The 24,413-nt window shown below is 61.7% G+C and carries 24 protein-coding genes, 3 tRNA genes and 1 pseudogene; 17 read left to right on the top strand and 11 right to left on the bottom strand.

Translation table 11 applies throughout. The annotated features are described in order from the left end of the window. Positions 1-24 precede the first annotated feature (24 nt). From lptF to rsmA, 6 genes are all read left to right on the top strand, one after another. Positions 25-1,161, top strand: a complete 1,137-nt coding sequence (gene lptF, locus GL286_RS17455) for an LPS export ABC transporter permease LptF (protein WP_155096857.1) — start codon at positions 25-27, stop codon at positions 1,159-1,161. After that, entirely contained in the window at positions 1,158-2,267 is a 1,110-nt protein-coding gene (lptG, locus tag GL286_RS17450; RefSeq protein ID WP_155096856.1) for an LPS export ABC transporter permease LptG, read from the top strand. The genes lptF and lptG overlap by 4 nt, the downstream gene beginning before the upstream one ends. After that, complete coding sequence (locus tag GL286_RS17445; protein ID WP_155096855.1) at positions 2,267-4,687, top strand: LPS-assembly protein LptD; 2,421 nt, start codon at positions 2,267-2,269, stop codon at positions 4,685-4,687. The genes lptG and GL286_RS17445 overlap by 1 nt, the downstream gene beginning before the upstream one ends. Further along, a complete protein-coding gene (locus tag GL286_RS17440) occupies positions 4,605-5,999 on the top strand; it encodes a peptidylprolyl isomerase (protein WP_343038928.1) in 1,395 nt (464 codons plus the stop codon). The genes GL286_RS17445 and GL286_RS17440 overlap by 83 nt, the downstream gene beginning before the upstream one ends. Positions 6,000-6,089: 90 nt before the next feature. After that, entirely contained in the window at positions 6,090-7,058 is a 969-nt protein-coding gene (gene pdxA, locus GL286_RS17435) for a 4-hydroxythreonine-4-phosphate dehydrogenase PdxA (protein ID WP_155096853.1), read from the top strand. Next, entirely contained in the window at positions 7,055-7,903 is an 849-nt protein-coding gene (gene rsmA / locus GL286_RS17430) for a 16S rRNA (adenine(1518)-N(6)/adenine(1519)-N(6))-dimethyltransferase RsmA (protein ID WP_155096852.1), read from the top strand. The genes pdxA and rsmA overlap by 4 nt, the downstream gene beginning before the upstream one ends. 15 nt (positions 7,904-7,918) lie before the next feature. Here the strand turns inward: rsmA and GL286_RS17425 are convergent, their stop codons facing one another. The 5 genes from GL286_RS17425 to GL286_RS17405 form a co-directional block, all read right to left on the bottom strand. Beyond that, complete coding sequence (locus tag GL286_RS17425; protein ID WP_155096851.1) at positions 7,919-8,794, bottom strand: DUF4167 domain-containing protein; 876 nt, start codon at positions 8,792-8,794, stop codon at positions 7,919-7,921. A gap of 238 nt (positions 8,795-9,032) precedes the next feature. Next, positions 9,033-9,896, bottom strand: coding sequence for a peptide chain release factor N(5)-glutamine methyltransferase (prmC, locus tag GL286_RS17420; protein ID WP_155096850.1), 864 nt, complete (start codon positions 9,894-9,896; stop codon positions 9,033-9,035). After that, positions 9,893-10,948 (bottom strand): peptide chain release factor 1, encoded by a 1,056-nt coding sequence (prfA, locus tag GL286_RS17415; RefSeq protein ID WP_155096849.1) that lies wholly within the window; start codon positions 10,946-10,948, stop codon positions 9,893-9,895. The genes prmC and prfA overlap by 4 nt, the downstream gene beginning before the upstream one ends. A 10-nt stretch (positions 10,949-10,958) precedes the next feature. After that, positions 10,959-11,921 (bottom strand): agmatinase, encoded by a 963-nt coding sequence (gene speB / locus GL286_RS17410; RefSeq protein ID WP_155096848.1) that lies wholly within the window; start codon positions 11,919-11,921, stop codon positions 10,959-10,961. A 255-nt stretch (positions 11,922-12,176) separates the two neighbouring features. Beyond that, the gene (locus GL286_RS17405) at positions 12,177-12,758 is read right to left on the bottom strand and encodes a YceI family protein (protein ID WP_155096847.1); all 582 of its coding nucleotides are present in this window, start codon (positions 12,756-12,758) and stop codon (positions 12,177-12,179) included. 289 nt (positions 12,759-13,047) lie between these two features. On the opposite strand from GL286_RS17405, the gene rpsF reads away from it, so the two are divergent. From rpsF to GL286_RS17385, 4 genes are all read left to right on the top strand, one after another. Then, positions 13,048-13,461, top strand: coding sequence for a 30S ribosomal protein S6 (gene rpsF / locus GL286_RS17400; protein ID WP_155096846.1), 414 nt, complete (start codon positions 13,048-13,050; stop codon positions 13,459-13,461). A 17-nt stretch (positions 13,462-13,478) separates the two neighbouring features. Further along, a complete protein-coding gene (rpsR, locus tag GL286_RS17395; protein WP_020949472.1) occupies positions 13,479-13,706 on the top strand; it encodes a 30S ribosomal protein S18 in 228 nt (75 codons plus the stop codon). A gap of 12 nt (positions 13,707-13,718) precedes the next feature. Then, positions 13,719-14,297, top strand: coding sequence for a 50S ribosomal protein L9 (gene rplI / locus GL286_RS17390; RefSeq protein ID WP_155096845.1), 579 nt, complete (start codon positions 13,719-13,721; stop codon positions 14,295-14,297). 141 nt (positions 14,298-14,438) lie between these two features. Then, a complete protein-coding gene (locus GL286_RS17385; RefSeq protein WP_155096844.1) occupies positions 14,439-15,203 on the top strand; it encodes a hypothetical protein in 765 nt (254 codons plus the stop codon). A 56-nt stretch (positions 15,204-15,259) separates the two neighbouring features. On the opposite strand, the gene GL286_RS17380 is transcribed toward GL286_RS17385, so the two are convergent. Together GL286_RS17380 and GL286_RS17375 are read right to left on the bottom strand one after the other, a co-directional pair. Then, positions 15,260-15,335 (bottom strand) — tRNA-Ala (locus GL286_RS17380). A gap of 215 nt (positions 15,336-15,550) precedes the next feature. Continuing rightward, positions 15,551-15,626: transfer RNA gene (locus GL286_RS17375), tRNA-Ala, on the bottom strand. A gap of 342 nt (positions 15,627-15,968) precedes the next feature. On the opposite strand from GL286_RS17375, the gene tig reads away from it, so the two are divergent. Further along, entirely contained in the window at positions 15,969-17,303 is a 1,335-nt protein-coding gene (gene tig / locus GL286_RS17370; RefSeq protein ID WP_155096843.1) for a trigger factor, read from the top strand. 139 nt (positions 17,304-17,442) lie between these two features. On the opposite strand, the gene GL286_RS17365 is transcribed toward tig, so the two are convergent. From GL286_RS17365 to GL286_RS17355, 3 genes are all read right to left on the bottom strand, one after another. Continuing rightward, the gene (locus GL286_RS17365) at positions 17,443-18,033 is read right to left on the bottom strand and encodes an outer membrane protein (protein ID WP_155096842.1); all 591 of its coding nucleotides are present in this window, start codon (positions 18,031-18,033) and stop codon (positions 17,443-17,445) included. A gap of 191 nt (positions 18,034-18,224) precedes the next feature. Beyond that, positions 18,225-18,309 (bottom strand) — tRNA-Leu (locus GL286_RS17360). A gap of 75 nt (positions 18,310-18,384) precedes the next feature. Further along, a complete protein-coding gene (locus GL286_RS17355) occupies positions 18,385-19,905 on the bottom strand; it encodes an NAD(P)H-hydrate dehydratase (protein WP_155096841.1) in 1,521 nt (506 codons plus the stop codon). 153 nt (positions 19,906-20,058) lie between these two features. Between GL286_RS17355 and GL286_RS17350 the strand changes: the two genes are divergently transcribed. From GL286_RS17350 to GL286_RS17330, 5 genes and pseudogenes are all read left to right on the top strand, one after another. Then, positions 20,059-20,397 carry a P-II family nitrogen regulator gene (locus GL286_RS17350; RefSeq protein WP_028717789.1) on the top strand — a complete coding sequence of 113 codons (339 nt, stop codon included), beginning with the start codon at positions 20,059-20,061 and terminating at the stop codon, positions 20,395-20,397. 99 nt (positions 20,398-20,496) lie between these two features. Further along, complete coding sequence (gene glnA, locus GL286_RS17345; RefSeq protein WP_155096840.1) at positions 20,497-21,903, top strand: type I glutamate--ammonia ligase; 1,407 nt, start codon at positions 20,497-20,499, stop codon at positions 21,901-21,903. A gap of 236 nt (positions 21,904-22,139) precedes the next feature. Further along, positions 22,140-22,496, top strand: a complete 357-nt coding sequence (locus tag GL286_RS22965) for a transposase (RefSeq protein ID WP_155096839.1) — start codon at positions 22,140-22,142, stop codon at positions 22,494-22,496. Further along, positions 22,420-22,800: pseudogene (locus GL286_RS22960) on the top strand (IS3 family transposase); the annotation flags it as partial. The gene GL286_RS22965 and the pseudogene GL286_RS22960, both read left to right, overlap by 77 nt. Before the next feature lie 70 nt (positions 22,801-22,870). After that, positions 22,871-23,164, top strand: a complete 294-nt coding sequence (locus GL286_RS17330; RefSeq protein ID WP_155096838.1) for an HGGxSTG domain-containing protein — start codon at positions 22,871-22,873, stop codon at positions 23,162-23,164. A 246-nt stretch (positions 23,165-23,410) separates the two neighbouring features. Here GL286_RS17330 and GL286_RS17325 read toward each other — a convergent pair whose 3' ends face one another. Further along, positions 23,411-24,097, bottom strand: coding sequence for an IS6 family transposase (locus GL286_RS17325; RefSeq protein WP_170295270.1), 687 nt, complete (start codon positions 24,095-24,097; stop codon positions 23,411-23,413). 90 nt (positions 24,098-24,187) lie between these two features. Between GL286_RS17325 and GL286_RS17320 the strand changes: the two genes are divergently transcribed. Then, positions 24,188-24,413 (top strand): HupE/UreJ family protein (locus GL286_RS17320; RefSeq protein WP_246185012.1); only part of this gene is annotated, 226 nt, incomplete at its 3' end.

Genomic DNA, 24,413 nt, shown 5'->3' with positions numbered 1-24,413 from the left:
AATTGCTCCGCAGCGAAAGCCCCCATGCCCCGGATTGACCGCTACATCCTGTCGCAGTTTCTGACCTTGTTCGGATTTTTTGCGCTGGTTCTGGTTTCCGTCTACTGGATCAACCGGGCCGTATCCCTGTTCGAGCAACTGATCTCGGACGGACAGACCGCGCTTGTCGTGCTTGAATTCACTGCGCTCACCCTGCCCTTGGTCATTTCGGTCGTGTTGCCGATCGCGGCCTTCGCCGCATCGGCTTACGGCACGAATCGGCTGGCCTCGGAATCTGAGCTGGTCGCGATGCAGGCGGCGGGCATGTCGCCGTGGCGACTGGCCCGACCGGTATTGGTATTCGGCGTGATCGTCGCCGTGATGGTAGCCATTCTTGTGCATTCGATCGTGCCCATGGCCCGCGCCCGCATGGCCGACCGTCAGGCCGAGATTGCCCAGAACGTCACGGCGCAATTCCTGAGGGCGGGCTCGTTCCAGTATCCGGCCAAGGGCGTCACGCTGTATATCCGCGACATTGCCCGCGATGGCCGGCTCGAGGACTTTTTCCTTGAGGATGCGCGCGACCCGAACAATCAGGCGACCTACACCGCAACCGAGGCACTTGTCGTCAAGACCGATGCCGGACCGCGTCTGGTCCTGCTGCACGGTATGGCGCAAAACCTGCGCCTGAGCGGCGGGCAACAGCAACTGTCGATCACCCGCTTTGACGAACTGGCCTACGATATCGCCGCCTTGGCCGAGGCCGAAAGCCAACGTAATCGGGACCTGCGCGCCTATTCGACCGCACGACTGCTGCGCCCTGACGCCGAGTTGTTGGCAATCACCGGCTCGACCGCCGACAAGGCTTTGGCCGAGGCGCATGAGCGGCTTTCAAAGCCGTTGCAGGCACCGGTGGCCGCGATGCTAGGCTTTGCCATGTTACTGCTGGGCGGTTTCAGTCGCTTCGGCGTCTGGCGGCAGGTTGTCTGGGCCGTGGTCGCTTTGATCTTCGTTCAGTTTCTGGATACCGCGGCAAGCAATCAGGTCGCACAGAATGCCGCGCGATGGCCGTTGATGTATGTGCCTTCACTGGTCGGCGGGCTGATCTGCGCCTTCGTGCTGTGGCGCGCCGCCCGTCCCCGCGGACCCAAGCTCCGGGCCACCAAGGGGGACGCGCAATGATCCTGTCATCCTACGTCGCCCGCCGCTTCCTGCGCATGTTGCTGATGATCGCCGCGATCTTCGGCGCGATCCTGTTCCTGATCGACATCGTCGAGCAGATCCGCCGATTTTCCGACGAGGATATCGGCCTTGCCGGTGCAGCCAAGCTTTCGGCGCTAAACATCACGGCCAGCTTCTATTCGATCCTGCCGCTGGTTGTGGTGCTGGCCGGGATCTCGATGTTTATCAGCATGTCGCGCAGTTCCGAACTGGTGGCGATCCGCGCATCGGGCCGCTCGGGCATCAGGATCGTGGCAGCGCCTGCCGTCACCGCCGCCCTGACAGGGGTATTGGCTGTCGCGATCCTGAACCCGATGGTTGCGGCAACGACCAAACGCTACGACGACGCCGTGACAAACCTGCGCAGCGACGGCGGACAGACGGTCAGCCTTGGCGAAAGCAATGTCTGGCTGCGACAGGCCCTGCGCGACGATAAAGAGGGGGCGGGTCAGGTGGTCATTCGCGCCACCCGAGCCAGCCCCGACGCGACCACGCTTTACGACGCGACGTTCATGGTCTTTGCCGCGGACAGGGGCCCGACCCGTAGGATCGACGCCTCGGAGGCGCGGCTGACCCGTGGCGCATGGCAATTGACCGGCGTCAAGGAGTGGCCGCTGACCGATCCGAACCCCGAGGCGACGGCCCGCACCACCGGAACGATGGAGCTTCCGACCGATCTGACCGCTGCCCGTATCCGCGACAGCTTCGGTCGCCCCGAAGCGATCCCGATCTGGAAAATGCCGCAATTTATCCGCGGACTCGAGCGGGCCGGTTTCTCGGCGCAGCGGCACAAGGTCTGGTTCCAGATGGAACTGGCATTGCCGCTGCTGATGGCCGCCATGGTCGCCATCGCCGCAGCCTTTACCATGCGCCATATGCGGGGGCGCAAGATGGGCATGCTGGTGCTGGGCGCATTTGGCTGCGGCATCGGATTGTTTTTCCTGCGCAATCTGGCGCAGGTTCTAGGAGATAACGGCGACATTCCTCCGGTCCTTGCCGGATGGACCCCGCCGCTGGTTGCGCTGCTTTTCGCCCTTGGGGCGCTTTTGCGGCTGGAGGACGGCTGATGCAAAAGCGTGCGCGCAAAAAGACCGCGAAACAGGGCAGCCGCCCAATTCCTGCAGCATGGCTTCTTGCAGCCTGCGCGGTGGCCTTTCCGATCGCCCTGTCCGGTGCATCTTCTGCCCAAAGTCTGATGACCGATGGCCAGACCCTGCCGGTCTATCCCGACGATACCGACGGCTTTTTCTCGGACGGGACGCAAGGTCCGGCGCTGGCCCCGACGGAAGACCCCGACGACAACCAGCGCCTTGCCGACGGAACCGAGGCAGCGCCCCGACTGACCGTGGCACGCAGCCCCTCGGCGGTGCGTATCAATAGCTCGGCAAGCGCCGATTCCGACAACAGCCCCGCGACGGTGCTGGCCGATTCCGTGACGCTGGACGGCAACAAGAACCTGACCGCCTCGGGCGGAGTGGTGATCTGGCATCGCGGATCGCGGCTGATCGCATCGCGGGTGGTCTATGATGGACAGACCGGCGGCGCGGTGATCGAAGGACCGATCCACCTGACGCGCCCCGCTCAATCGGGGACCAGTGACGACACAATCGTCATCGCCAATTCGGCCCAGCTTGATCCGAACCTGCAAGATGGCATCCTGCGCGGCGCGCGACTGGTCTTGGCGCGCGAGTTGCAGATGGCCGCACGCGAAATGCGGCGCGAGCAAGGCGGACGGATCACCGTCTTAGACAATGTGGTCGCGTCAAGTTGTCAGGTCTGCGCCGAAGACCCGATCCCGCTATGGGAGGTCCGCGCCCGCCGCATCACGCATGACGCCCAGACCCGCCAGTTGCATTTCGACCAGCCCCAGTTCCGCGCCTTCGGTGTGCCGCTGCTGAGCCTGCCGTCCCTGACCGCACCCGATCCGACGGTCGAGCGCCTGACAGGCTTCTTGCGTCCTCAGTTCCGCACGACATCAAGTCTTGGGGTCGGGTTGAAGCTGCCCTATTTCGTGACGCTTGGCGATCATGCCGACGTGACACTGACCCCATATCTGGCCCTGAACCGCACCACGACTTTGGAAATGCGCTACCGTCAGGCCTTCCGGAATGGCGAGATGGAATGGAATGGCGCCATCAGTCGCGACGATATCGAGCCGGGCAAGACGCGCGGCTACCTGTTCGGCGCGGCCCGTTTCGAACTGCCGCGCGGCTACCAGTTGGGCATTCAGGTCCAGATGGCCAAGAATCGCGCCTACCTTCTGGATTACGACATCACCGATGCCGACCGGCTATGGAGCGGTGTCACGCTGGACCGCGTCCAACGCGACCGCATGGTGATGGCCCGTATCGGCAATTACGAATCGCTGCGCGATGACGAGCCGGACGAATTTACCCCTTCGTTGGTGGCCGATGCGTTCTGGCAGCGTCGCTGGCAGCCGAACCGTCTGGGCGGAATCGCCAGTCTGGAATGGTCGCTTCACGCCCATCGCCGCAGATCGGACGAAGATATCCTTGGCCGCGATATGGCGCGGGGATCGGTCGCGATGGGATGGCGGCGCAATGAAATCCTGCGCGGAGGTGTCGTCGGCTCGGTCGAGGCCAGACTGAACGCCGATCTTTACAACATCAATCAGGACAGCCGCTACGAGGATTGGGTTGTCCGCTCTGATCCGACCATTGCGACGGAACTGCGCTGGCCTTTCGCCCGCCATGCCGATGGCGTCACCCATATCATCGAGCCGGTTGCGCAACTGGTCTGGTCCCCCAAGCGGGAGGCCGAAGACGAAGTGCCGAACGAAGACAGCCGTCTGATCGAATTCGACGAGGGCAACCTTTTCTCGCTCAACCGTTTTCCCGGCTGGGATGCGCACGAATCGGGGCTAAGGGCCAATCTGGGCGTCAGCTGGACACGGATCGACCCGATGGGCTGGCAAATCGGGATGACGGCAGGCCGTGTCCTGCGCACCGAGCCCGATCCGGCTTTCAACGACAGCGGTCCCTTGGGGGGGAAAAGCTCGGACTGGCTGCTGTCGGCCAGCTACTCGGGAACGAACGGGCTGGCGCTGGTCAACCGGGCATTGTTCGATGACAGTTTCTCGCTCAGCCGCAACGAAACGCGTCTGGGCTGGCTGAAGCCGGGACTGCAAGTCTCGGCCGGATATCTGTGGATGGATTCGGACCCGCGAGAGGAACGCGACGAGGATGTCTCGGAATTGACCGTCACGGCGGGCTGGCAGGTGCGCGATGGCTGGTGGGCCAGCACCGAAACCCGCTACGATTTTACCGCCAACCGCGCCCAGAAGGCCGAGCTGGGGCTGGAATACCGCAACGAATGTGTCACCGTCGAAATGTCGGTCGAGCGGCGCTTCAGCGCCTCGGACACGTTGAGCGAGGATACCAGCTTTGATCTTGGCGTCCGTCTGGGCGGATTTGGCAAGCAGCAGTCCGGACCGGGAACGGTGGCGCGTCGCGCCTGCCTGCGATAAGGTCCGGCAAAACCATGCGGCGAGGAAGCTGATGCAGCGAATTCTTCTGGGGGCGGCGGTGGCCGCAATGCTTGCGGGAACGGGAATCGTGCCCGGTCCTTTCGTGCATCAGGCGCAGGCTCAGTCCTCCAACCTGTTTCAGCCGTTGGTCTATGTGAACGATTCGGCTGTCACCCGTTATGAGGTCGAGCAACGTATCCGCTTCCTGCAAATGCTGCGCGCACCGGATTCGGATCGCGCGTCAATCGAAAAGGCCCTGATCGACGACCGTTTGCGCAGCTTTGCCGCCAAGCAGGCTGGCATTTCGGCCAGCGACGAACAGATCAATGCCGGTCTCGAGGAATTCGCCAGCCGTGGCGGCATGAGCCTTGACCAGTTCGTCGGGGTTCTGGGCCAGAACGGCATCGACCGCCAGACCTTCGAGGACTTCGTCGTTTCCGGCATCCTGTGGCGTGAATTCGTCCGCGCCCGCCTTGTCGGGCAGGTCGCTGTCAGCGATGCCGAGGTCGATCAAGAATTGAAGGGCATCATCGAAACGCCCGAGATTACGCATGTCTCCCTGTCGGAACTGATCATCCCCGCTCCTCCGGGGCAGGAAGCACAGGCCAAGGCGCTGGCGGACCGGATCATCAGCGGTTCCCAATCCGAGGCCGAGTTCGCGGCCTTCGCGCGGCAATATTCCGCAACGCCTTCCAGCGCGAATGGTGGCCGCCTGCCGATGATGCCCTTGGCGAACCTTCCGCCTTCGCTGCGACCGATCCTGCTGCAACTGCAACCGGGGCAAGTCAGTCAGGCGCTTGAGGTTCAGGGCGCTATCGTGCTGTTCTTCCTGCGCGATACGCGCGGCACCCTGCGTCCCGGAGCGACTGCCCAGCAACTCGATTACATGCGGGTGCGTCTGGCCACGGCGCAGGAAGCGGCTAATTTCGCGGCTCAGGCCCATACCTGCGCCGAGCTTGAAGCCCTGACCAGCAGCGTTCCGGCCAACCAGATCACCCGCCAGACCGCCTCGCAAGGCCAGATCCCGCAGGGCGAGGCGATTCGACTGGCATCGCTTGATGACAACGAAACGACGGTCATCAACTACGGCGGTTCGGTCGATCTGCTGATGCTGTGTAAGCGCACGCCCTCGCTGCTGGCAAACGCCCCCGAGGCTCCGGTCGCGACCAGCAAGGACGATCCGGCCAAGCCCGCAGATGCGATTCCGGCCCGCGAGGAAGTGCGCGATCGCGTCTTCAACCGCAAGATCGCAGCGGCAGCCGACAACTATCTGGCCGAGCTGCGCGCGAACGCGATCATTCGCCGCCCGTAAAGGCCATTACCCCAAAGCCGGCGACGGCAATTTCGTCATCGGTCTCGGCACCGGTGACGAATTTTTGACTCTGACTGGACAGGAAACAACATGCCTGCTTCACGCCCCATCATTCTGACCTGTGGCGAACCTGCAGGCGTAGGGCCAGAACTGGCGCCCAAGGCACTGGCCTCGGGTGTGCCCTTTGTTTTTCTAGGCGATCCCCGTCACCTGCCCGAAGGCACCGACTGGGCCGAGGTCCAGGCCCCGGATGAGCAGGTTGCCAAAGGGGTCTTGCCTGTCCTGCGTCACGACTTCCCCGCTGCGGCGATCGCCGGACAGCCTGATCCCCGAAACGCGGCGGCGGTGATCGACGTCATCGCCCGCGCCGTCGATTTGACCATGACAGGTAAGGCAGGCGGGATCTGCACCCTGCCGATCAACAAGGAAGCCCTGAAAACCGGCGCTGACTTCCCCTTTCCCGGCCATACCGAATATCTCGCCCATCTGGCCGGAGATGTGCCGGTGGTGATGATGCTGGCCTCAACCACGGTGACGCCGCCCTGTCGGGTTGTTCCGGTGACGATCCACGTCGCCATCAGCGAAGTGCCCAGACTGCTGACCCCCGAATTGCTGGAGAAGGCGATCCGCATAACGGATGCCGCGATGCGTCGCGATTTCGGCCTTGCTGCGCCGCGTCTGGTAGTTGCAGGGCTGAACCCGCATGCCGGTGAAAACGGCGTCATGGGCGACGAGGAACTGCGCTGGATGGCGCCGCTGCTGGCGAAACTGCGGGCCGAGGGTTTTAACCTGAACGGTCCGCTACCTGCTGATACGATGTTCCACGCTCCGGCGCGGACACGATACGATGCGGCGATCTGCGCCTATCACGATCAGGCGCTTATCCCGATCAAGACCCTGGATTTTGCGGGCGGCGTGAACGTCACATTGGGCTTGCCCTTTGTGCGGACCTCGCCCGATCACGGAACGGCATTCGACATCGCGGGCAAGGGGTTGGCCGATCCGGCCAGCGTGATCGCGGCGCTGCGAATGGCCCATGACATGGCGGAGAAAAGATGAGCGCGATCGACGGATTGCCCCCCTTGCGCGACGTGATCGCGCGGCATGACCTGCAAGCCAAGAAGCAACTAGGCCAGAACTTCCTGCTGGACCTGAACCTGACCGCCAAGATCGCGCGGGCCGCAGGCGATCTGACCGGCTGCGATGTGATCGAGGTTGGCCCCGGCCCGGGCGGTCTGACCCGCGGGCTGCTGGCCGAGGGTGCGCGCCATGTGCTGGCAATCGAAAAGGACGCCCGCGCCATGTCCGCGCTGGCCGAGATATCGGATTTCTATCCGGGGCGGCTGCATGTCATCAATGGCGACGCGCTCGAGATCGACCCTCTGGCCTATCTGACGCCACCCATCCGCATCGTGGCGAACCTGCCTTATAACGTGGGCACGGAACTGCTGATCCGCTGGCTGACCCCGAAGGAATGGCCGCCTTTCTGGCAATCCCTAACCCTGATGTTCCAGAAGGAAGTTGCCGAGCGGATCGTGGCCAAGCCCGGCAGCAAGGCCTACGGGCGTCTGGCGCTTCTGGCGCAATGGCGCTCTGATGCGAAGATCGTGATGACGCTGCCGCCCGAAGCCTTTGTTCCGGCGCCAAAAATTCATTCCGCCGTGGTGCATCTGACCGCGCTGGCCGAGCCGCGTTATCCGGCTAACCCTGCGGTTCTGAACAGGGTGGTGGCAGCAGGGTTCAATCAGCGGCGCAAAATGCTGCGCGCCTCGCTGAAGGGGCTGCATCCGGCAATCGAGGATCTTCTGGTCGCGGCGAATATCCCGCCAACCGCTCGAGCCGAGGAAATCGAACTGGAAAGGTTCTGTGCGCTGGCGCGGGCCTTGGCAGCCGCGCCGCGCTGACGGAATGTCTCGGGCTTACTCGCCCGAGGCCTTTTCAGGTGCCGGAGCAGCTTCGGCCTCGACCGGAGCTGCAGCGGCCTTGCGCCGCGTACGGGGCGCTGCGGTGGTCGTACCGGTTGCGGCGGTGCTGCGCGTCCGGCGACGCGGTGCCGGTGCGGCGACCTCCTCGGCAGCAGGCGCAGGTGCGGCTTCGGCCTGAGCCTCGGCAGCGACTTGAACCGGCACTTCTTCGGCAACGGTTTGAGCCGGAACGGGCGTTTCGGCGGTTTCCGGCGTTGCGACGGGGCCGACCTCTTCCTCGGCCGAAATCACGGGCGGAAGGCCCTTTTCCTCGGCTGCAACATCAGCGCGCGGCGAGGCGGGCTGGCGATCCTCGCGACGGGAATCGCGGCGATTGTCCTGACGGCCTTCGCTACGGTTATCGTCACGACGGTTGTCGCTGCGGTGCTCGTTGCGATTGTCATCGCGCCGGTTGTCATCGCGACGGTTGTCGTTGCGATGCTCGCTGCGGCTGTCATTGCGATTGTCGTCGCGTTGATACGAGGCATGGCCATGGCCATTGCCGTTCTGCGAAGGTCCGTTATCGCCATCTTCGCGGTCGTCGTCACGCGACGAGCCGTTCTGATGCTGCTGACGCTCGGCCTGCTCGCGCTGCGCTTCACCCAACATGCGGGTGTAATGCTCGGCGTGCTGCAGGAAGCTTTGCTCGGCCACGCGATCGTTCGACAATTGGGCGTCGCGTGCAAGCGTCAGGTATTTTTCGATGATCTGCTGGGGCGTGCCGCGCACTTTGCCCTCGGGACCCGAGGAATCGAAAACGCGATTGACGATATTCCCCAGCGTACGCTGGCGGTTCGACTTGTTACGCGAACGGGATTTGGATGATCTCATCAGCTTGTTGTCAATTCATGGTCCGGCTCAGGCCGGCTCAGGTTAGGGTCAGGTTAGGGTCATCTCTTGCAGAGGGTGTCAGCTCAGGAGCGGCCCGAGGCCCGGTTCCCTGTGTTACCAGTTTGAGGCTGAGTTACTGACCCGTGCGTGGGCGCTACGCCCCCGTCACAACAGCCACTAAGCATCCCTCAACGGTGCTGACAAGCAGAAACTTCGTCGCATCGCCGTAATTCGGCAATTACGTGCTTTGCGGCACCGGTTTGCGACCGGAAACGACACGATCACGACCGTCAAGGTCTTGGCGCACCGTCACTTCGATCAATCCGGCGTCCAGCATCAGCTTCGAGACATCCGCGCCCTGCGTCGGGCCGATTTCGACCATCAGCCTGCCTTGCGGCTTCAGATGCGCAGGCGCTCCACCACAAAGGGCACGATAGGCCGCCAAACCGTCACCTTCATCCGTCAGGGCCAAACGCGGCTCCCAATCGCGCACTTCGGGTGCGAGATCCGGCATTTCGGCAAGAGCGATATAGGGCGGGTTCGACACGATCAGTTCAAACAGACCATCGACCGAGGCAAACCAGTCCGAGGCCAGGAAACAGGCCTCGACCCCGATCATCTGGGCATTCGAGCGGGCCACATCAAGGGCCGCCGGTGACAGATCGACCCCTACCCCGCGCGCAGCAGGACGTTCGGCCAGCAGCGAGATCAGGATTGCGCCGGTGCCGGTTCCCAGATCCAGCACCGAATCAAAGGGTTCGCTCAGCGCAAGTTCGACCAGCAATTCGGTTTCGGGGCGCGGGTCCAGCGTGTCCTGCGTCACGCGGAAATCATGTTTCCAGAACGCGCGGCGTCCCGTAATCTGGCTGACGGGCTGGCGCGCCTCGCGGGCTGCAATCATCGTTGCGTAGATTTCCGCGACCTCGGGAGAGACTGCTTTCGCCAGATGCTCGCGCAGCGCGTGACGTGGGACGGGCCTTCCATGCGCCTTGGACAAGGCATGCAGAAACAGGATCTGGGAGTCGCCAGCTGCGCCCGCGACTCCGGCGGCACGCAGCCTTGCCTCGGCTGCGGCGCTTAATTCCTGTCCGGTCCGGCTCATCCCAGTTCGACAGCCAGACGCGCGGCCTGATCATGGGCGATCAGGGCATCGGTGATCTCGGTCAGATCGCCCGCCATGATCCGGTCCAGCGCGTAAAGTGTCAGCCCGATGCGGTGATCCGTCATCCGCCCCTGCGGGAAGTTGTAGGTCCGGATGCGCTCGGACCGGTCGCCCGAGCCAACCTGCGATTTACGGTCGGCAGCACGTTCGGAATCGACCCGCATCCGTTCCATATCGTAAAGCCGCGCCCGCAGCACAGCCATCGCATTGGCGCGGTTCTGGTGCTGCGATTTCTCGCTGCTTGTCACGATGATGCCGGTCGGCAGGTGGGTGATCCGCACAGCCGAGTCGGTGGTGTTGACATGCTGGCCACCTGCCCCGCTGGCCCGCATCGTGTCGATGCGGATATCGGTCGCGGGGATGTCGATATCGACTTCCTCGGCCTCAGGCAGAACCGCGACGGTGGCGGCGCTGGTATGGATACGGCCACCGGATTCGGTCTCGGGAACACGCTGGACACGATGCACACCGGATTCGTATTTCAGGCGCGCGAAAACGCCCTCACCCTCGATCCGGGCCATGGCTTCGCGTACGCCGCCCAATTCGGATTCGGACAGCTCCAGAAGCTGGAAGTTCCAGCCACGCGACTCGGAGAAGCGGCGATACATGTTCAGCAGATCCCCGGCAAACAGCGCCGCCTCGTCCCCGCCCGTACCCGGGCGGATCTCAAGGATGGCAGGGCGGGCATCGGCAGCGTCCTTGGGCAGCAGCGCAATGCGAAGCTGGTGCTCAAGTTCGGGCAAGGTGGCGCGTAGTCGCGACAACTCGTCCTCGGCCAATTCCCGCATCTCGGGATCGGCCAGCATCGCCTGCGCCTCGCGGATGCCGTCTTCGGCCTCACGCCACGCATTGATCTGGGAAACGACCGGCTTCAGATCGGCATATTCGCGACTGATCCGCGCGATTTCATCAGCGGCGGGTCCGGAATTCAGTTTTGCTTCGAGAAACTCGAAGCGCTGGATAATCTGGGAAAGTCTGTCCTGAGGCAGCATAGCGCGGCAACTATCCCCTGAGACGTGCCGCCGCAAGGCAGATTAGATCTGTCGCGACATGTGCGCCGGCAATCGCGGTGGCTCCGGTCGTGTCGTAAGGCGGCGAAACTTCAACGATATCGCCACCGACAAAGTCGATGCCCTGCAATCCACGCAGCAGGGCCGCGGCCTGCCAACTTGCCAACCCGCCCCAGACCGGCGTGCCGGTACCCGGAGCAAACGCCGGATCAAGCGCGTCGATATCGAAGGTGACATAGACCGGACCCGCGCCGACAACCTCGCGGATACGCTTCAGCGTTGCGGGCACACCATCCTGATGAACCGAGGGCGCATCAAGGATCGTCACGCCCAACGTATCGGGATTGTCGGTGCGGATTCCGACCGAGACCGAGCGGACCGGATTTACCAGCCCCTCGCGGACGGCTTTATACAGGAACGTCCCGTGATCGATCCTGTCGGGATCGTCGTCCGCCCAAGTATCCGAATGCGCGTCGAACTGGATCAGACCGATCGGACCATGCCTAGCGGCAATCGCGCGCAGGATCGGCAAGGTGATAAAGTGGTCCCCGCCCAGAGTGACCGGAGTTGCACCAGCTTCGAGGATATTCGATATATGTGCCTTGATTCGATTAGGAACTTCCGGAACGTTCGCGTAGTCGAACGGCATATCGCCATAGTCGACGACAGCGAATTCTTCGAGCGCGTTGAAGCTCCAGCCATAGGGTTTGTCAAAGGGTTGAAGGCAACTGGCCTCACGGATGGCACGCGGGCCAAAGCGGGTGCCGGGCCGATGGGTGACCGCCTGATCGAAAGGGATGCCGGTGACGGCGATGTCGACCCCTGACAGGTCCTTTGTATAGCGGCGGCGCAGGAAACTGGTCGCACCGCCAAAGGCATTCTCGTAGCTCAGACCCCGCAGATCCTGTCGGGTAAACGCCTCGTCCACCTGGTTCTTTGCGTCTTCCAGAGCCATCCTGTTTCCCCTTCTTTGATCAAGCCGCACATTTCTCCAGAAATGCGGACCGACTGCGTGGCAAATCCAGGGCAGTGTCATCCGGCACAAATGTCAACGCAACTTCCGTCCGGGCGTTTCGCGAAGCAACTCCATCAGCCAGCCGCCCCGTAACCCGATCCCGCAACGAAAAACGCCCTCGCAACAATGTGCGAGGGCGTCCCGAAGCAAGATCATCAGATGTCGTCCGGCAGCCGACCCGCCGGACCAGAATGACTATTCGGCTTTAACGGCTTCGACGGTGATCGAGATTTCGACCTCGTCCGAAACCGCCGGAGCAAACTTGCCCATGTTGAAGTCCGAACGTTTGATCGTGGTTTCGGCGTCAAAACCCGCCGCTTCCTTACCCGTCATCGGATGGGCCGCGATCTGGTTCAGATCGACGTCCAGCACGATTTCCTTGGTCACGCCGTTCAGCGAGAAATCGCCCGTAACCTTGGCTTCCTTGTCACCGTCGACCTCGACCTTGGTCGATTTGAAGGTGGCGACAGCCGAAGCCTGATCGCCGCTCAGGAAACCTTCACCAAAGATGTGCTTGTCCAAATCCGGCGAAACGGTGTGCAAACCGGACAACGGAATGGTTGCCTCGACGCTGGAATTGGCCGGAGCCTCGGCATCCAGCAGCAGCTTGCCGGTCACGCCGTTGATGATGGCCGTGCTGGTCGAGAAGCCCATGTGGCTATATTCGGCCACGACCTGGCTATGCGAGGGATCGAAGTCATAGGCGACCGGTTCGGCAACAGCTGCGGTGGCGCCAAGCAGAGTGAAAGCCGCGAGGGGAGCGATAAGGGTTTTCAAGCGAGACTCCTGATTGAATAGGTCATGTTTGATTAGTGATCAGGAAATGCGACAATCACAACAATGGTTTCCGTGAACTTTTCTGACATTATTGTGTTGCGTCGCAGCGCGGAAACAGTTTCGCCGCTACGGCGAAATTCCGGGTTTCTTGCGTTTTTCCTTGCGTCGACCCGTTTCGCCGCTATAAAGCGCCATCCATCCGCAAATGCGAAACCGGCGTACCCTCTCGTGGCGGGGCGCGGACAGGATTTCCCGCCGTTGAAGTGCGCCCTCATATAAAGGTGCAGTCATGCCGCTTTACGAGCATGTGCTGATCGCCCGCCAGGACCTGTCGAACACGCAGGCCGAAGGGCTGATCGAACACTTCTCGACCGTTCTCGCCGATAACGGCGGTAAGGTCGTTGAAAACGAATACTGGGGTGTCCGCACCCTCGCCTACAAGATCAACAAGAACCGCAAAGGCCACTACGCCTTCCTGCGTTCGGACGCGCCCTCGGCCGCCGTGCAGGAAATGGAGCGCCTTGCCCGCCTGCATGACGACGTCATGCGCGTGCTGACCGTCCGCGTGGACGAGCACAAGGAAGGCCCCTCGGTCCAAATGCAGAAGCGCGACGAGCGTGAGCGCGGCGATCGTGGCGACCGCGGTGATCGTGGCGAGCGTGGCGAACGCCGCGAGCGTCGTGACCGCGACGACCGGAACTAAGGGAAGGAACCAGAACAATGGCTAACAAACCCTTCTTCCGCCGCCGGAAAGTCTGCCCGTTCTCGGGCGAGAACGCTCCTGCCATCGACTACAAAGACACGCGTCTGCTGCAGCGTTACATCTCGGAACGTGGCAAGATCGTGCCTTCGCGCATCACCGCCGTCTCGGCTAAGAAGCAGCGTGAACTGGCCCGCGCCATCAAGCGCGCCCGCTTCCTCGCCCTGCTGCCCTACGCCGTGAAGTAAGGAGAGACGACAATGCAAGTCATCCTGCTGGAACGTGTGGCCAAACTGGGCCAAATGGGCGAAGTCGTCAAAGTCAAAGACGGCTTTGCACGCAACTTCCTGCTGCCGCAAGGCAAGGCGCTGCGCGCCTCGGAAGCCAACGTCAAGGCTTTCGAAGCCCAGAAAGCCGAACTGGCTGTCCGTAACGACGAGACCCGCGCAGTAGCGCAAGCCGCTGCCGAGAAAATCGACGGTCAGACCTTCATCATCATCCGCTCGGCCTCGGACGCTGGCGCGCTTTACGGTTCGGTCACCCCGCGTGACGCCGCCGAAGTCGCCAATGCCGAAGGTTTCTCGGTCGAACGCCGTCAGGTAGTCCTGACCGCACCGATCAAGTTCCTCGGTCTGCACGAAGTCCGCGTCCACCTGCACCCGGAAGTCGACGCAACGATCACTCTGAACGTTGCCCGCTCGACCGAAGAAGCAGAACTGCAAGCTTCGGGCAAATCGATCCAGGAACTGGCTGCGGAAGAAGACGCTGCCGCCGATTTCGAGATCGCGGAGCTGTTCGACGAGATCGGCGCTGCCGGTCAGGACGACGACGCGAACTAATCGCGCCGTCATCGAGCGAAAACGGAAAACGCGCCGCAATCCGGCGCGTTTTTTCATGTCTGCCTGTCCGCCCAAAGGACGGAACATTCCCCCCGTTTCGGGGTTGGGTCATCAACAGACCTTCGCAAGAGGATCAGCACGATGAGCCATCAGTCGCCGTTCGACGAGAACCGCAACCATCCGGACATGGCCCGGACCGAAGCAGACGCGACCTCGGAAACGCGCTTCGGACCTCGCCCCGTGCCCGAAGGCCATCGCCGCGCCCATAACCAACCCGACTTCCGCCGCACCCCACCACATGGCGACGTCTCACCCGATGGACGCCGCGCCTATCCCCGCCCCTCTCCTTTGGCAAAATGGCTTGTCTGGGGCGGCACGACTATTGCCGCAGCGGCTTTGACCGCCGGATCAGTCATCGCCGCCCGGCATGTTGCCGGCATGATCTCGGGCGACGGACGCCCGCCCAAGCCAGATCCCTACCGCCCCGACAATGCTCCGCGTCCTCGGATGCATCTGTCAGTACAGCCCGAACCCGATCACGGCCCCGAGGCACGCGGACCCCGCCCGCAACGACAACCGCGCCGCAGCCTGATGGAAGAGATCGAAACGAACACCGCCTCATTGACGAATAATGTGGATAATGTGGTCCGCTCGGTCACCGCTGCCGTCGAAGGCTTTCACAGCGTAGCGACCCAAGCGCATTCGATCATGCGCGAGTTTGGTGATGCCGCAGAATTGGTGCGCGACATCATCAATCGCCCGCACGCGCCGCCCCAAGGCGAGACGCGCCGTCCGTTCCACGCCGCCCCCAAGGATCCAACGGCTGAAACCGCGTATCATGCGACGCGCGATGAGGGAGAATATGTCGGTCCCGCAGACCATGATCCGCGGACACATCGCCTATAAAGGCAAACGGTTCCTTGCGCCGGAAGGCGCGGATCCATCTTCAATGCTTGATTATTTGGTGGAGCCAAGGGGAGTCGAACCCCTGACCTCTTGAATGCCATTCAAGCGCTCTACCAACTGAGCTATGGCCCCACCGGAGGTCAAAGCGACGCTGCCGCCGCTTTCGTAGGCCGTCATATATGGGTGTCATCGAGCGGGCACAAGTGAAAAATTCACTTGGAAAAACATCTGCTAAACCGCAGGCAAAAAACCGGCCCACAGCTGGCCAACAACCGGACCACAACCGGAATCCGAAACAGATTGACGGCCCTGAAGGGCTGTAGTGCCTTGAAATTTCGAGATTTATTTGGTGGAGCCAAGGGGAGTCGAACCCCTGACCTCTTGAATGCCATTCAAGCGCTCTACCAACTGAGCTATGGCCCCACCGGAGGTCGGAAGGCGTTGCCGCCGTCCTTGTGGGGCGTCGTATAGGGAGGTCCGCATGGGGGCGCAAGCGGAAAAACGCATCGGCCTCGCAGTATTTTCATGCGGCCGTCCCGACGCCGATCACAACCACCGGGAACATGCCCGAACGCGCACGGGACCGGACGATCTGCCGCGCCCGAATCCTACGCCAAGGCCTGCCCCGCAGCCGCCTTGGTTCTTGCTATAGGCGGCAAAATCCCATACCTAGCGCGCTGAAACACTGCGGGGGTGCTGAGGGCGCATAATGCCCTTTGCCGGGGACCCTTCCCCACCGCAACTTGGTTGGATGAAGGAACGCAAATGCAGGTCAAGGAAACCCAGAACGAAGGGCTGAAGCGCGGCTATGAATTCACCCTGCCGGCGGCCGATCTGGCGGCGCAGGTTGAAGCAAAGCTGAAAGAAGCCCAGCCCGAAGTCGAGATGAAGGGCTTCCGCAAGGGCAAAGTCCCGATGGCGATGCTGAAAAAACAATTCGGCCAGCGCGTTCTGGGCGATGCCATGCAAGAAGCCATCGACGCAGCTCTGCGCGGCCATCTGGAAACTTCGGGCGACCGTCCGGCCCTTCAGCCCAAGGTCGAAATGGTTGACGGCGAAAACTGGAAAGAGGGCGACGACGTCGTCGTCACCGTCGCCTACGAAACCCTTCCCGCCATTCCGGATGCCGATCTGTCGGGCGTCGAGCTGGAGCGTCTCGTCGTTGAAGCCAGCGACGAGCAAGTGACCGAAGCTCTCGAAAATCTTGCGAAAAACGCCCAGTCGTTCGAAGACCGCAAGAAAGGCACCAAGTCGAAAGACGGCGATCAGGTCGTGATCGACTTCAAAGGCATGGTTGACGGCGAAGCATTCGACGGCGGCACTGCCGAAGACTACCCGCTGGTTCTGGGCTCGAACAGCTTCATCCCGGGCTTCGAGGCTCAACTCGTTGGCGCCAAAGCCGGCGACGAAGTTAAAGTCGAAGTGAAGTTCCCCGAAGACTACGGCCACCCGACTCTGGCTGGCAAAGATGCCGTCTTCGAAACCACCGTCAAAGCCGTCAAAGCGCCGAAAGCCGCTGAACTGGACGACGAGCTGGCCAAAAAATTCGGTGCGGACGATCTGGAAGCGCTGAAAACGCAAATCCGCGGCCGTCTGGAAGCTGAATACAAAGGTGCTTCGCGTCAGATCCTGAAACGCGCCCTGCTGGACAAGCTGGACGGCCTGGTCAAGTTCGACCTGCCCGAATCGCTGGTCGAAGCCGAAGCCGGTCAGATCGCACACCAGTTGTGGCACGAAGAAAACCCGGATGATCACGGCCACAACCACGGCGAGATCGAGCCCACCGACGAGCACAAATCGCTTGCCGAGCGCCGCGTCCGTCTGGGCCTGCTGCTAGCTGAAATCGGCCAGAAAGCCGAAATCACTGTCTCTGATCAGGAAATGACCCAAGCCGTCCTGAACCAGGCTCGTCAATATCCGGGCCAAGAGCGTCAGTTCTTCGAGTTCATCCAGCAGAACCCGCAGGCCCAGCAGCAGCTGCGCGCTCCGATCTTCGAAGACAAGGTCGTCGATCACATCGTTGACGGCGCGAAAGTTGCCGACAAGACCGTGACCAAGGAAGAGCTGGAAAAAGCCATTGAGGCTTTGGACACCCTCTGATCCTGACGATCAGTCCGCGTTCAGGCCGTCCCTTCGGGGGCGGCCTTTTCGTTTGGGCAGCCGCTTGTATCGAGAACTGTGCAGGACAAACGAAAAACGCCCCCTTGCGGGGGCGTTTCGCTCAAACCTGACGGTCCGATCAGAAGCGGTAGGACGCACGCACCTGGAACAGATCGGTGTCCAGATCCGCGCCCGAACCGACAACATCCTCGGCAACGTCTTTGAAGTCGTTGCGCGAGTATTCCGCGCCGACGGTGAACTTGTCGTTGATCATGTAGTCAGCACCGATACCGTAGGTGATGCCGGTTTCCGACAGATCGTCGCTTTCCAGCTGCGCTACACCCAGCGTTGCGTAGGGCAGGAATTTACCCATGTCGTAACCTGCACGGCCACGCAGACGGAACAGGTCGGCATCGCCGCTCTCGTCAAGGTTGATGCGGTTATAGTCGGCTTCGCCGCCCAGAACGAACTGGCCGAAATCGCGCAGGTAACCAGCGTGCAGGCCATAGGCGTCGAAATCTTCGTCAGCCGAAGCACCGGGAACGCTGAGCTCGGCATTGCCTTTGCCGTATTGGACACCGGCGTAGAAGCCAGTCCAATCAGCTGCGACCGGCTCGACCGTTTCCACGATCGGGGCCACGGGCGTCTCGACGACCGGGGGGACATAACCACCTGCGTTTGCTGCAGTAGCGGCCAGACCTGCGATGATCGCGTAAGAAGCCAATTTCATAGTGTATCTCCTGTAGTAAGGAGACTGCGACTATCAGCCACACCATTGATACAAAAGACAAAACAATGTGACAATTCCGTTACGGAGATCGGCGGAAATCCACCCATATAGGCGAAAACCGGCCAGACAAAACACGCAAAACGGGTCGCAATTTATTGCGACCTGAAGCGACTGGATTGTCCGAAAATCTGTGGTGCGGGTGGAGGGACTTGAACCCCCACGCCTTGCGGCGCCAGAACCTAAATCTGGTGCGTCTGCCAATTTCGCCACACCCGCACGACACTTGGCGCTAAGCGCGAAGTATCGGTCTATTAGCAAAGCCTTTGGCGGGTGGCGAGAGGGAAAATGCGCTTAGTTCCACAATGTTCGCAACACAGCCGGAATCGCCTCGGGCAAGTCTTCGGCAATCAATCCCGGACCGAATTGCCGTGCGGCCTCGGCGTGAAGCCAAGCCGCCGTTCCTGCTGCATCAAGCGGCTCGAAACCGCGCGCCAGCAGACCCGTGATCAGGCCGGACAGAACGTCACCCGAACCGGCGGTGGCCAGCCACGGCGCGGCATATACTCCGGTTGCGGCAGCGATAAGGGCCCGCCCCTCGGGCGATGAAATGACCGTATCCGGCCCCTTCAGCAGCACTGTCGCGCCACAACGCGCCGCAGCCAACCGCACGGCATCAAGGCGCGAAAATGCAGGACCTTTCGCCGTTTCATCCCTGACCTTGCGCGCAAGGTCAGGGAACAGACGGGCGAACTCGCCATCATGCGGGGTCAATACCGCTCCTTCGTGCAATTGCGCGAAAAGTCCATCCGGACCGTCCGCAAAGGCCGTCAGCGCATCCGCATCCAACACGACCGGTCGCCCGACCGAAAGCGCGGCAGGAACCAGTTCCTTGGCGCGCGGCAGCCCCAATCCCGGCCCAAGGCACAGGGCATTGATTCTTGGGTCGCGCAGCCTTTGCAGCATCGCCTCGGCATCCGAGAGTCCGTCCAGCATGATCGCATCGAGTCTGGCCGCGTTTTCGGAAAGCGCATCAGGCGGCGGAGCCACCGTCACCAAGCCAGCCCCGACACGCAGGGCGGCGCGGCCCGACAGCCGCGCAGCGCCGCCTTTGCCCGCGCCTCCTGCCATGATCAGCGCATGCCCATGACTGTATTTGTGACCTGCCCGCTTCTGCAGAGCCTGCGATGGCCCTGCCAATAGAACCGAATCCCCCGCAGCTTCGCTCCACGGCTCAAGTCCGATATCGCAAGTCACGACCTGACCGCTCAAAGTGCCGCCATCGGACAGGAAGTGTCCCAGTTTCGGGCGGTGGAACGTCACTGTCAGATCAGCTTCCGGCAGACGTATATCCCCCAGAACCCGCCCGCTGGTGGCGCAAAGGCCGCTGAGGATATCGACCGCCGCGATCGGACAGCCCGAGGCGGCAATCCCCCTGAGAAGACCCGCGATTTCGGGGTCCAGTGGCCGGGAAATTCCTGTCCCGAATAGCGCATCGATGCACAATCCGATCCGCCGGCCCGAAGCCATGCTGACCGAACCGATCCCGACCGTCTGACCACGCCACAAGGCGGACGCGCCTTCGGCCTCGACGGTACCGGGTTGCCCAAGGGCAGCCACGCGCACGGGCCAGCCCTGCCCCGCGAGATGGCGCGCGATCACATAACCGTCTCCGCCGTTATTGCCTAAGCCGCATAGAATCAGCGCCTCGCGCCCGTCCCGAATGAACTCGGGCCAATGTGCCGCAATCGCCGCGGCTGCCGCCCGACCGGCACGCTCCATCAGGCTGCTACCTGTTTCGACACCGCTGCTGATCGCGGCTTCCTCGACCGCGCGCATCTGTCGAGTCGCCAGGATCGGCGAAGAGCTGCCCATATCTGCTGCACATCCTTTGGGCCAATTGCACAAATTTAACGCAATATAGCCAGTTTCAGAGTTTCCATGCCGCTTTCCCCATCATGCCGCATGGACGATCCTCATCAAACCCGCCAATCAGATCGCAGGCAAGTCGCGAGGAAGGAACAGGCGATGAAGAAAGTCGAAGCCATCATCAAGCCCTTCAAACTTGATGATGTGAAAGAAGCGCTCCAAGAAGTGGGCGTACAAGGCCTGTCGGTCACCGAGGTCAAAGGCTTCGGTCGTCAGAAAGGTCATACCGAGCTTTATCGTGGTGCCGAGTATGTCGTCGATTTTCTGCCCAAGGTGAAGATCGAGATGGTTCTTCCCGACGATCTGGTAGAAGTTGCCGTGGACGCGATCATCTCGGCTGCACGCACCGAGAAAATCGGCGACGGTAAGATCTTTATTCTTCCTGTCGAGCAAGCCATCCGTATCCGCACCGGTGAAACCGGCGACGACGCGGTCTGATCTCGCGGCGCAATTTGGGGCCGGCCTATATAGGCCGGTCGTAAACCTTACCCTGTCCGGCCGCGGCGGTCGGGCTGACTGAATGGAGGAAGGAATCCAATGAAAGTCAAGGACGTACTGGATCTGATGAAGGACGAGGACGTAGAATACGTCGACGTTCGCTTCACCGATCCCAAGGGCAAGCTTCAGCACGTGACGCTGGTCGCCGATCTGGTCGACGAAGACTTCTTCGAAGAAGGCTTCATGTTCGATGGTTCGTCGATCGCAGGCTGGAAATCCATCGACCAGTCCGACATGAAGCTGATCCTGGACCCGGCCTCGGCTTACATCGACCCGTTCTACGCCGAAAAAACCCTCTGCGTGCACTGCAACGTGGTCGAGCCGGATACCGGCGAAGCCTATTCCCGCGACCCGCGTGGTACTGCCGTCAAAGCCGAAGCCTATCTGAAGTCCTCGGGCATCGGTGATGTCGCCTATTTCGGTCCGGAAGCTGAATTCTTCCTGTTCGACGACGTGAAATACCAGGTTTCGCCGCAGAAAGTCTCGTTCGAGATCGACGCCGTCGACGCCGCCTGGAACACCGATTCCTCCTATGAGGATGGCAACCTCGGCCACCGCGCAGCCCATAAGGGCGGCTATTTCCCGGTAAACCCGATCGACGCCGCCCAGGACATTCGCGGCGAGATGCTCTCGACCATGAAGCGCATGGGCATCAAGGTCGACAAGCACCACCACGAGGTTGCGACCGCGCAGCACGAACTGGGCATGATCTTCGGCGGGCTGGTCGAGCAGGCCGACAACATCCAGAAATACAAATACGTCATCCACAACGTGGCTGCCGCCTACGGCAAATCGGCGACTTTCATGCCGAAGCCGATGAAAGGCGATAACGGCTCGGGCATGCACGTGAACATGTCGATCTGGAAAGACGGGAAGCCTCTCTTCGCAGGCGACAAATATGCCGACCTGTCGCAGGAAGCGCTGTATTTCATCGGTGGCATCCTGAAGCACGCGAAAGCGTTGAACGCGCTGACCAACCCGGCGACCAACTCGTACAAACGTCTGATCCCGGGCTTCGAGGCTCCGGTTCTGCGCGCCTACTCGGCCCGCAACCGCTCGGGTTGCGTTCGTATTCCGTGGACCGAGTCGCCGAAAGCCAAGCGCGTCGAGGCCCGCTTCCCCGATCCGGCCGCAAACCCCTATCTGGCCTTCGCCGCTCTGCTGATGGCTGGTCTGGACGGCATCAAGAACAAGATCGATCCGGGTCCGGCTTCGGACAAGGACCTCTACGATCTGCCGCCAGAAGAACTGGCCGAGATCCCGACCGTCTGCGGTTCGCTGCGCGAAGCGCTGGAAGAGCTTGAGAAGGACATGGACTTCCTGCTCGCCGGTGACGTGTTCACCCGCGACCAGCTGGAAGGCTACATCAAGCTGAAGTGGGAAGAAGTGTATGCCTACGAGCACACCCCCCACCCGATCGAGTACGCAATGTATTACAGCTGCTGATCGGCACACGAAGCAAACAGGAAAGGCCGCCAATGGGCGGCCTTTTTGTTTCGGGGGGATTGACCGCAAATCCGTATTTGCGATCATCTTCAGACTGACGGTTGCCCCTGCTGCCGGACTGGGGGTGCTTATACTTTCAGGACGAAGGATCAGTCCTGAACACAGGGCCGCACCACGGTTAACCTTGCCCCGTGATCCCCGACTGGGAGTTAATTTACTCTCGGCGGAGGGGATCAATGATGAGCAAGGGAGCACGTCGCCGTTTCACGGCAGAATTCAAGGAGCGGTCTGTCGCACGCCTGTCAAAGCCGGATGTCACGCAGGCCGGTGTTGCGCAGGAACTTGGCATTACCTCGTCGCAGCTGAAGGGCTGGCGGCTCGAGCTTGAGGCCGCGGGTTCCGCCGAGGTGGTGAGGCGACGGAAGGCCGAGGCGGAACTGGCCGAGCTGGTTTCACGCCTGGCGCGCTGCCGCCCCGAAACGGGCGGCGCGCCAAGCCGCAGGGGACGCGTTTGCCACGAAGATCCGCGCAATCTTCGAAGGCAGCCAGCGACACTATGGTGCCCCGCACAATCATGCCGAGTTACGCGATAAAGGCATCCTGATCGCGCGGAAGACGGTCACCAAGCTGATGAACGAGAACAGATTTCGAACACCGCGCCGCGCTCACTCGGTGCCTCGGACGACGGATAGCCGTCACCAGTTCGGCATTGCGCCGAACCTTCTGAAGCGGAACGTACGGGCGATAGCGCCTGTCCGGGTCTGGCTCGCCGACATCAGCTATGTGCCGACCGACGGGAGCTTGCTTTACTTGGCGACGATGGAGATATCGGCTGGTCCATGTCGGATCGGCTCAAGAGCAGCCTTGCCGTCGACGCTCTGCGCATGGCGCTGCTGAACCGCCGACCCGCTCCCGACCTGATCTGCCATTCTGACTGCGGCGTGCGCTGGACGGCCACGCGACGACATTGGCAGCGATCGTCCGGGCCTTCGACCAGCCGGAGCGCCTGCGCATTCTGAACAGCCGTCCGGGCTTGGGATTTTTCCGCCTGCAACTGTCCGACTCGATCACCATGGCGCATCTGCGGGTGTTTCACGCCGCCAAGGTCCTGCGCAGCGCGGTGTTCGCACAGATGCATCGCCAAGACTGCGGTGCCCTGACCCGTCGCGGCATAGCCTGCAAACTGAAAAGCGAGCCGGGCAAGGCGCGCTGCCGGTTGCACGGCGGGATCTCGACCGGCCCAACGACCCCAGAGGGCTAGGAACGCATCGCCGAGGCACAGCGAAGACTCTGGGCTAAATACCGCCAGCAGCTCGAAAAACCTGATAAAACCTGACATCGCACCGACATCACCGGGCACTCATGGGATCTTATACAAACCTGTGCCGCCATTCAGCCGACCTTCGCACGACACAATGAGTGCCGCCAAATCGATGTGGTACTGAAACCATGTGGTTGTGTCGCAACTTTTGGCATGGCTTGAATACAAGCCTACCCGTGGACAGAGTCAGCCCGCGAGTTCAGCGGAAACCTGAAAGGGGCGGCGATTCCTGTTGGCGATCGGCCCCTTGCGGATCATATGTGCCACCTCGATCCCGGCCAGAGTTGCTTCGGCTGAATGGAATGCCTTGAAGCCCATCATCGGTTTGGTGATCCGCTTGATGAAGCGATGGTCCTGCTCAAGGATATTGTTCAGATATTTTGCCTGGCGGATGTGGATTTGCGTGCCTTGGTCCGTGAATTTCAGGATGACGTTGACCGCCTGAAGCCCCACGAGATTGGCGCCGCTCTTGTCGATAACGACCCGTTCCGGCCCGCTGTTGCTGGCGATGACCTTCTTGAAGAACCGCCGTGCAGCAGGCAAATTTCGCCGCTCAGACAGCATGAAATCCAGTGTCTGCCCGTCTCGGTCAACAGCGCGGTATAGATAGGTCCATTGACCCCGCACCTTTATATAGGTCTCGTCGGCCCGCCATGAGCTGGCCGACGTTCGCTTGCGGGCGTGGGCCTGATCGGCAAGGAGCGGTGCATATCGGACAATCCATCGATTCAGCGTCGAATGATCGATCTCAAACCCACGTTCGGATATGATCTCTTCAAGGTCCCGATAGGAGACGGGGTAGCGCAGATAGAAGAACACCGCGAAGAGGATGACACTCATCGGATACTGCGCCCACTTGAACGATATCGACACGACCCGCCGCCCCTCGGTTTTCCCCCGGGGCGTTGATAACGGCACACAACGCCATACAAAAGTCGCGACAGAACCTTCATGAGCGGTGTGATGCATCCCATCAGCGGATGGGATCACGTCTTCGCCATGCTGGCGGTCGGCTTGTGGAGCGCGTTCCTTGGCCAGCCCGCGATCTGGATCCTGCCGGTGGTCTTCCCGCTGGTCATGGCTTATGGCGGCGCGCTCGGGGTGCTGGGCATTCCCATCCCCCATGTCGAGACCGGCATTGCGCTCTCGGCCATCGTGCTGGGGCTGGCGGTCGCCGTGGCCCTGCGCG

This window comes from Paracoccus aestuariivivens (assembly GCF_009711225.1).
Taxonomy (GTDB): domain Bacteria; phylum Pseudomonadota; class Alphaproteobacteria; order Rhodobacterales; family Rhodobacteraceae; genus Paracoccus; species Paracoccus aestuariivivens.
The sequence above is the reverse complement of the archived record's forward strand: the minus strand, read 5'-3'. Positions and strand labels throughout refer to the sequence as shown.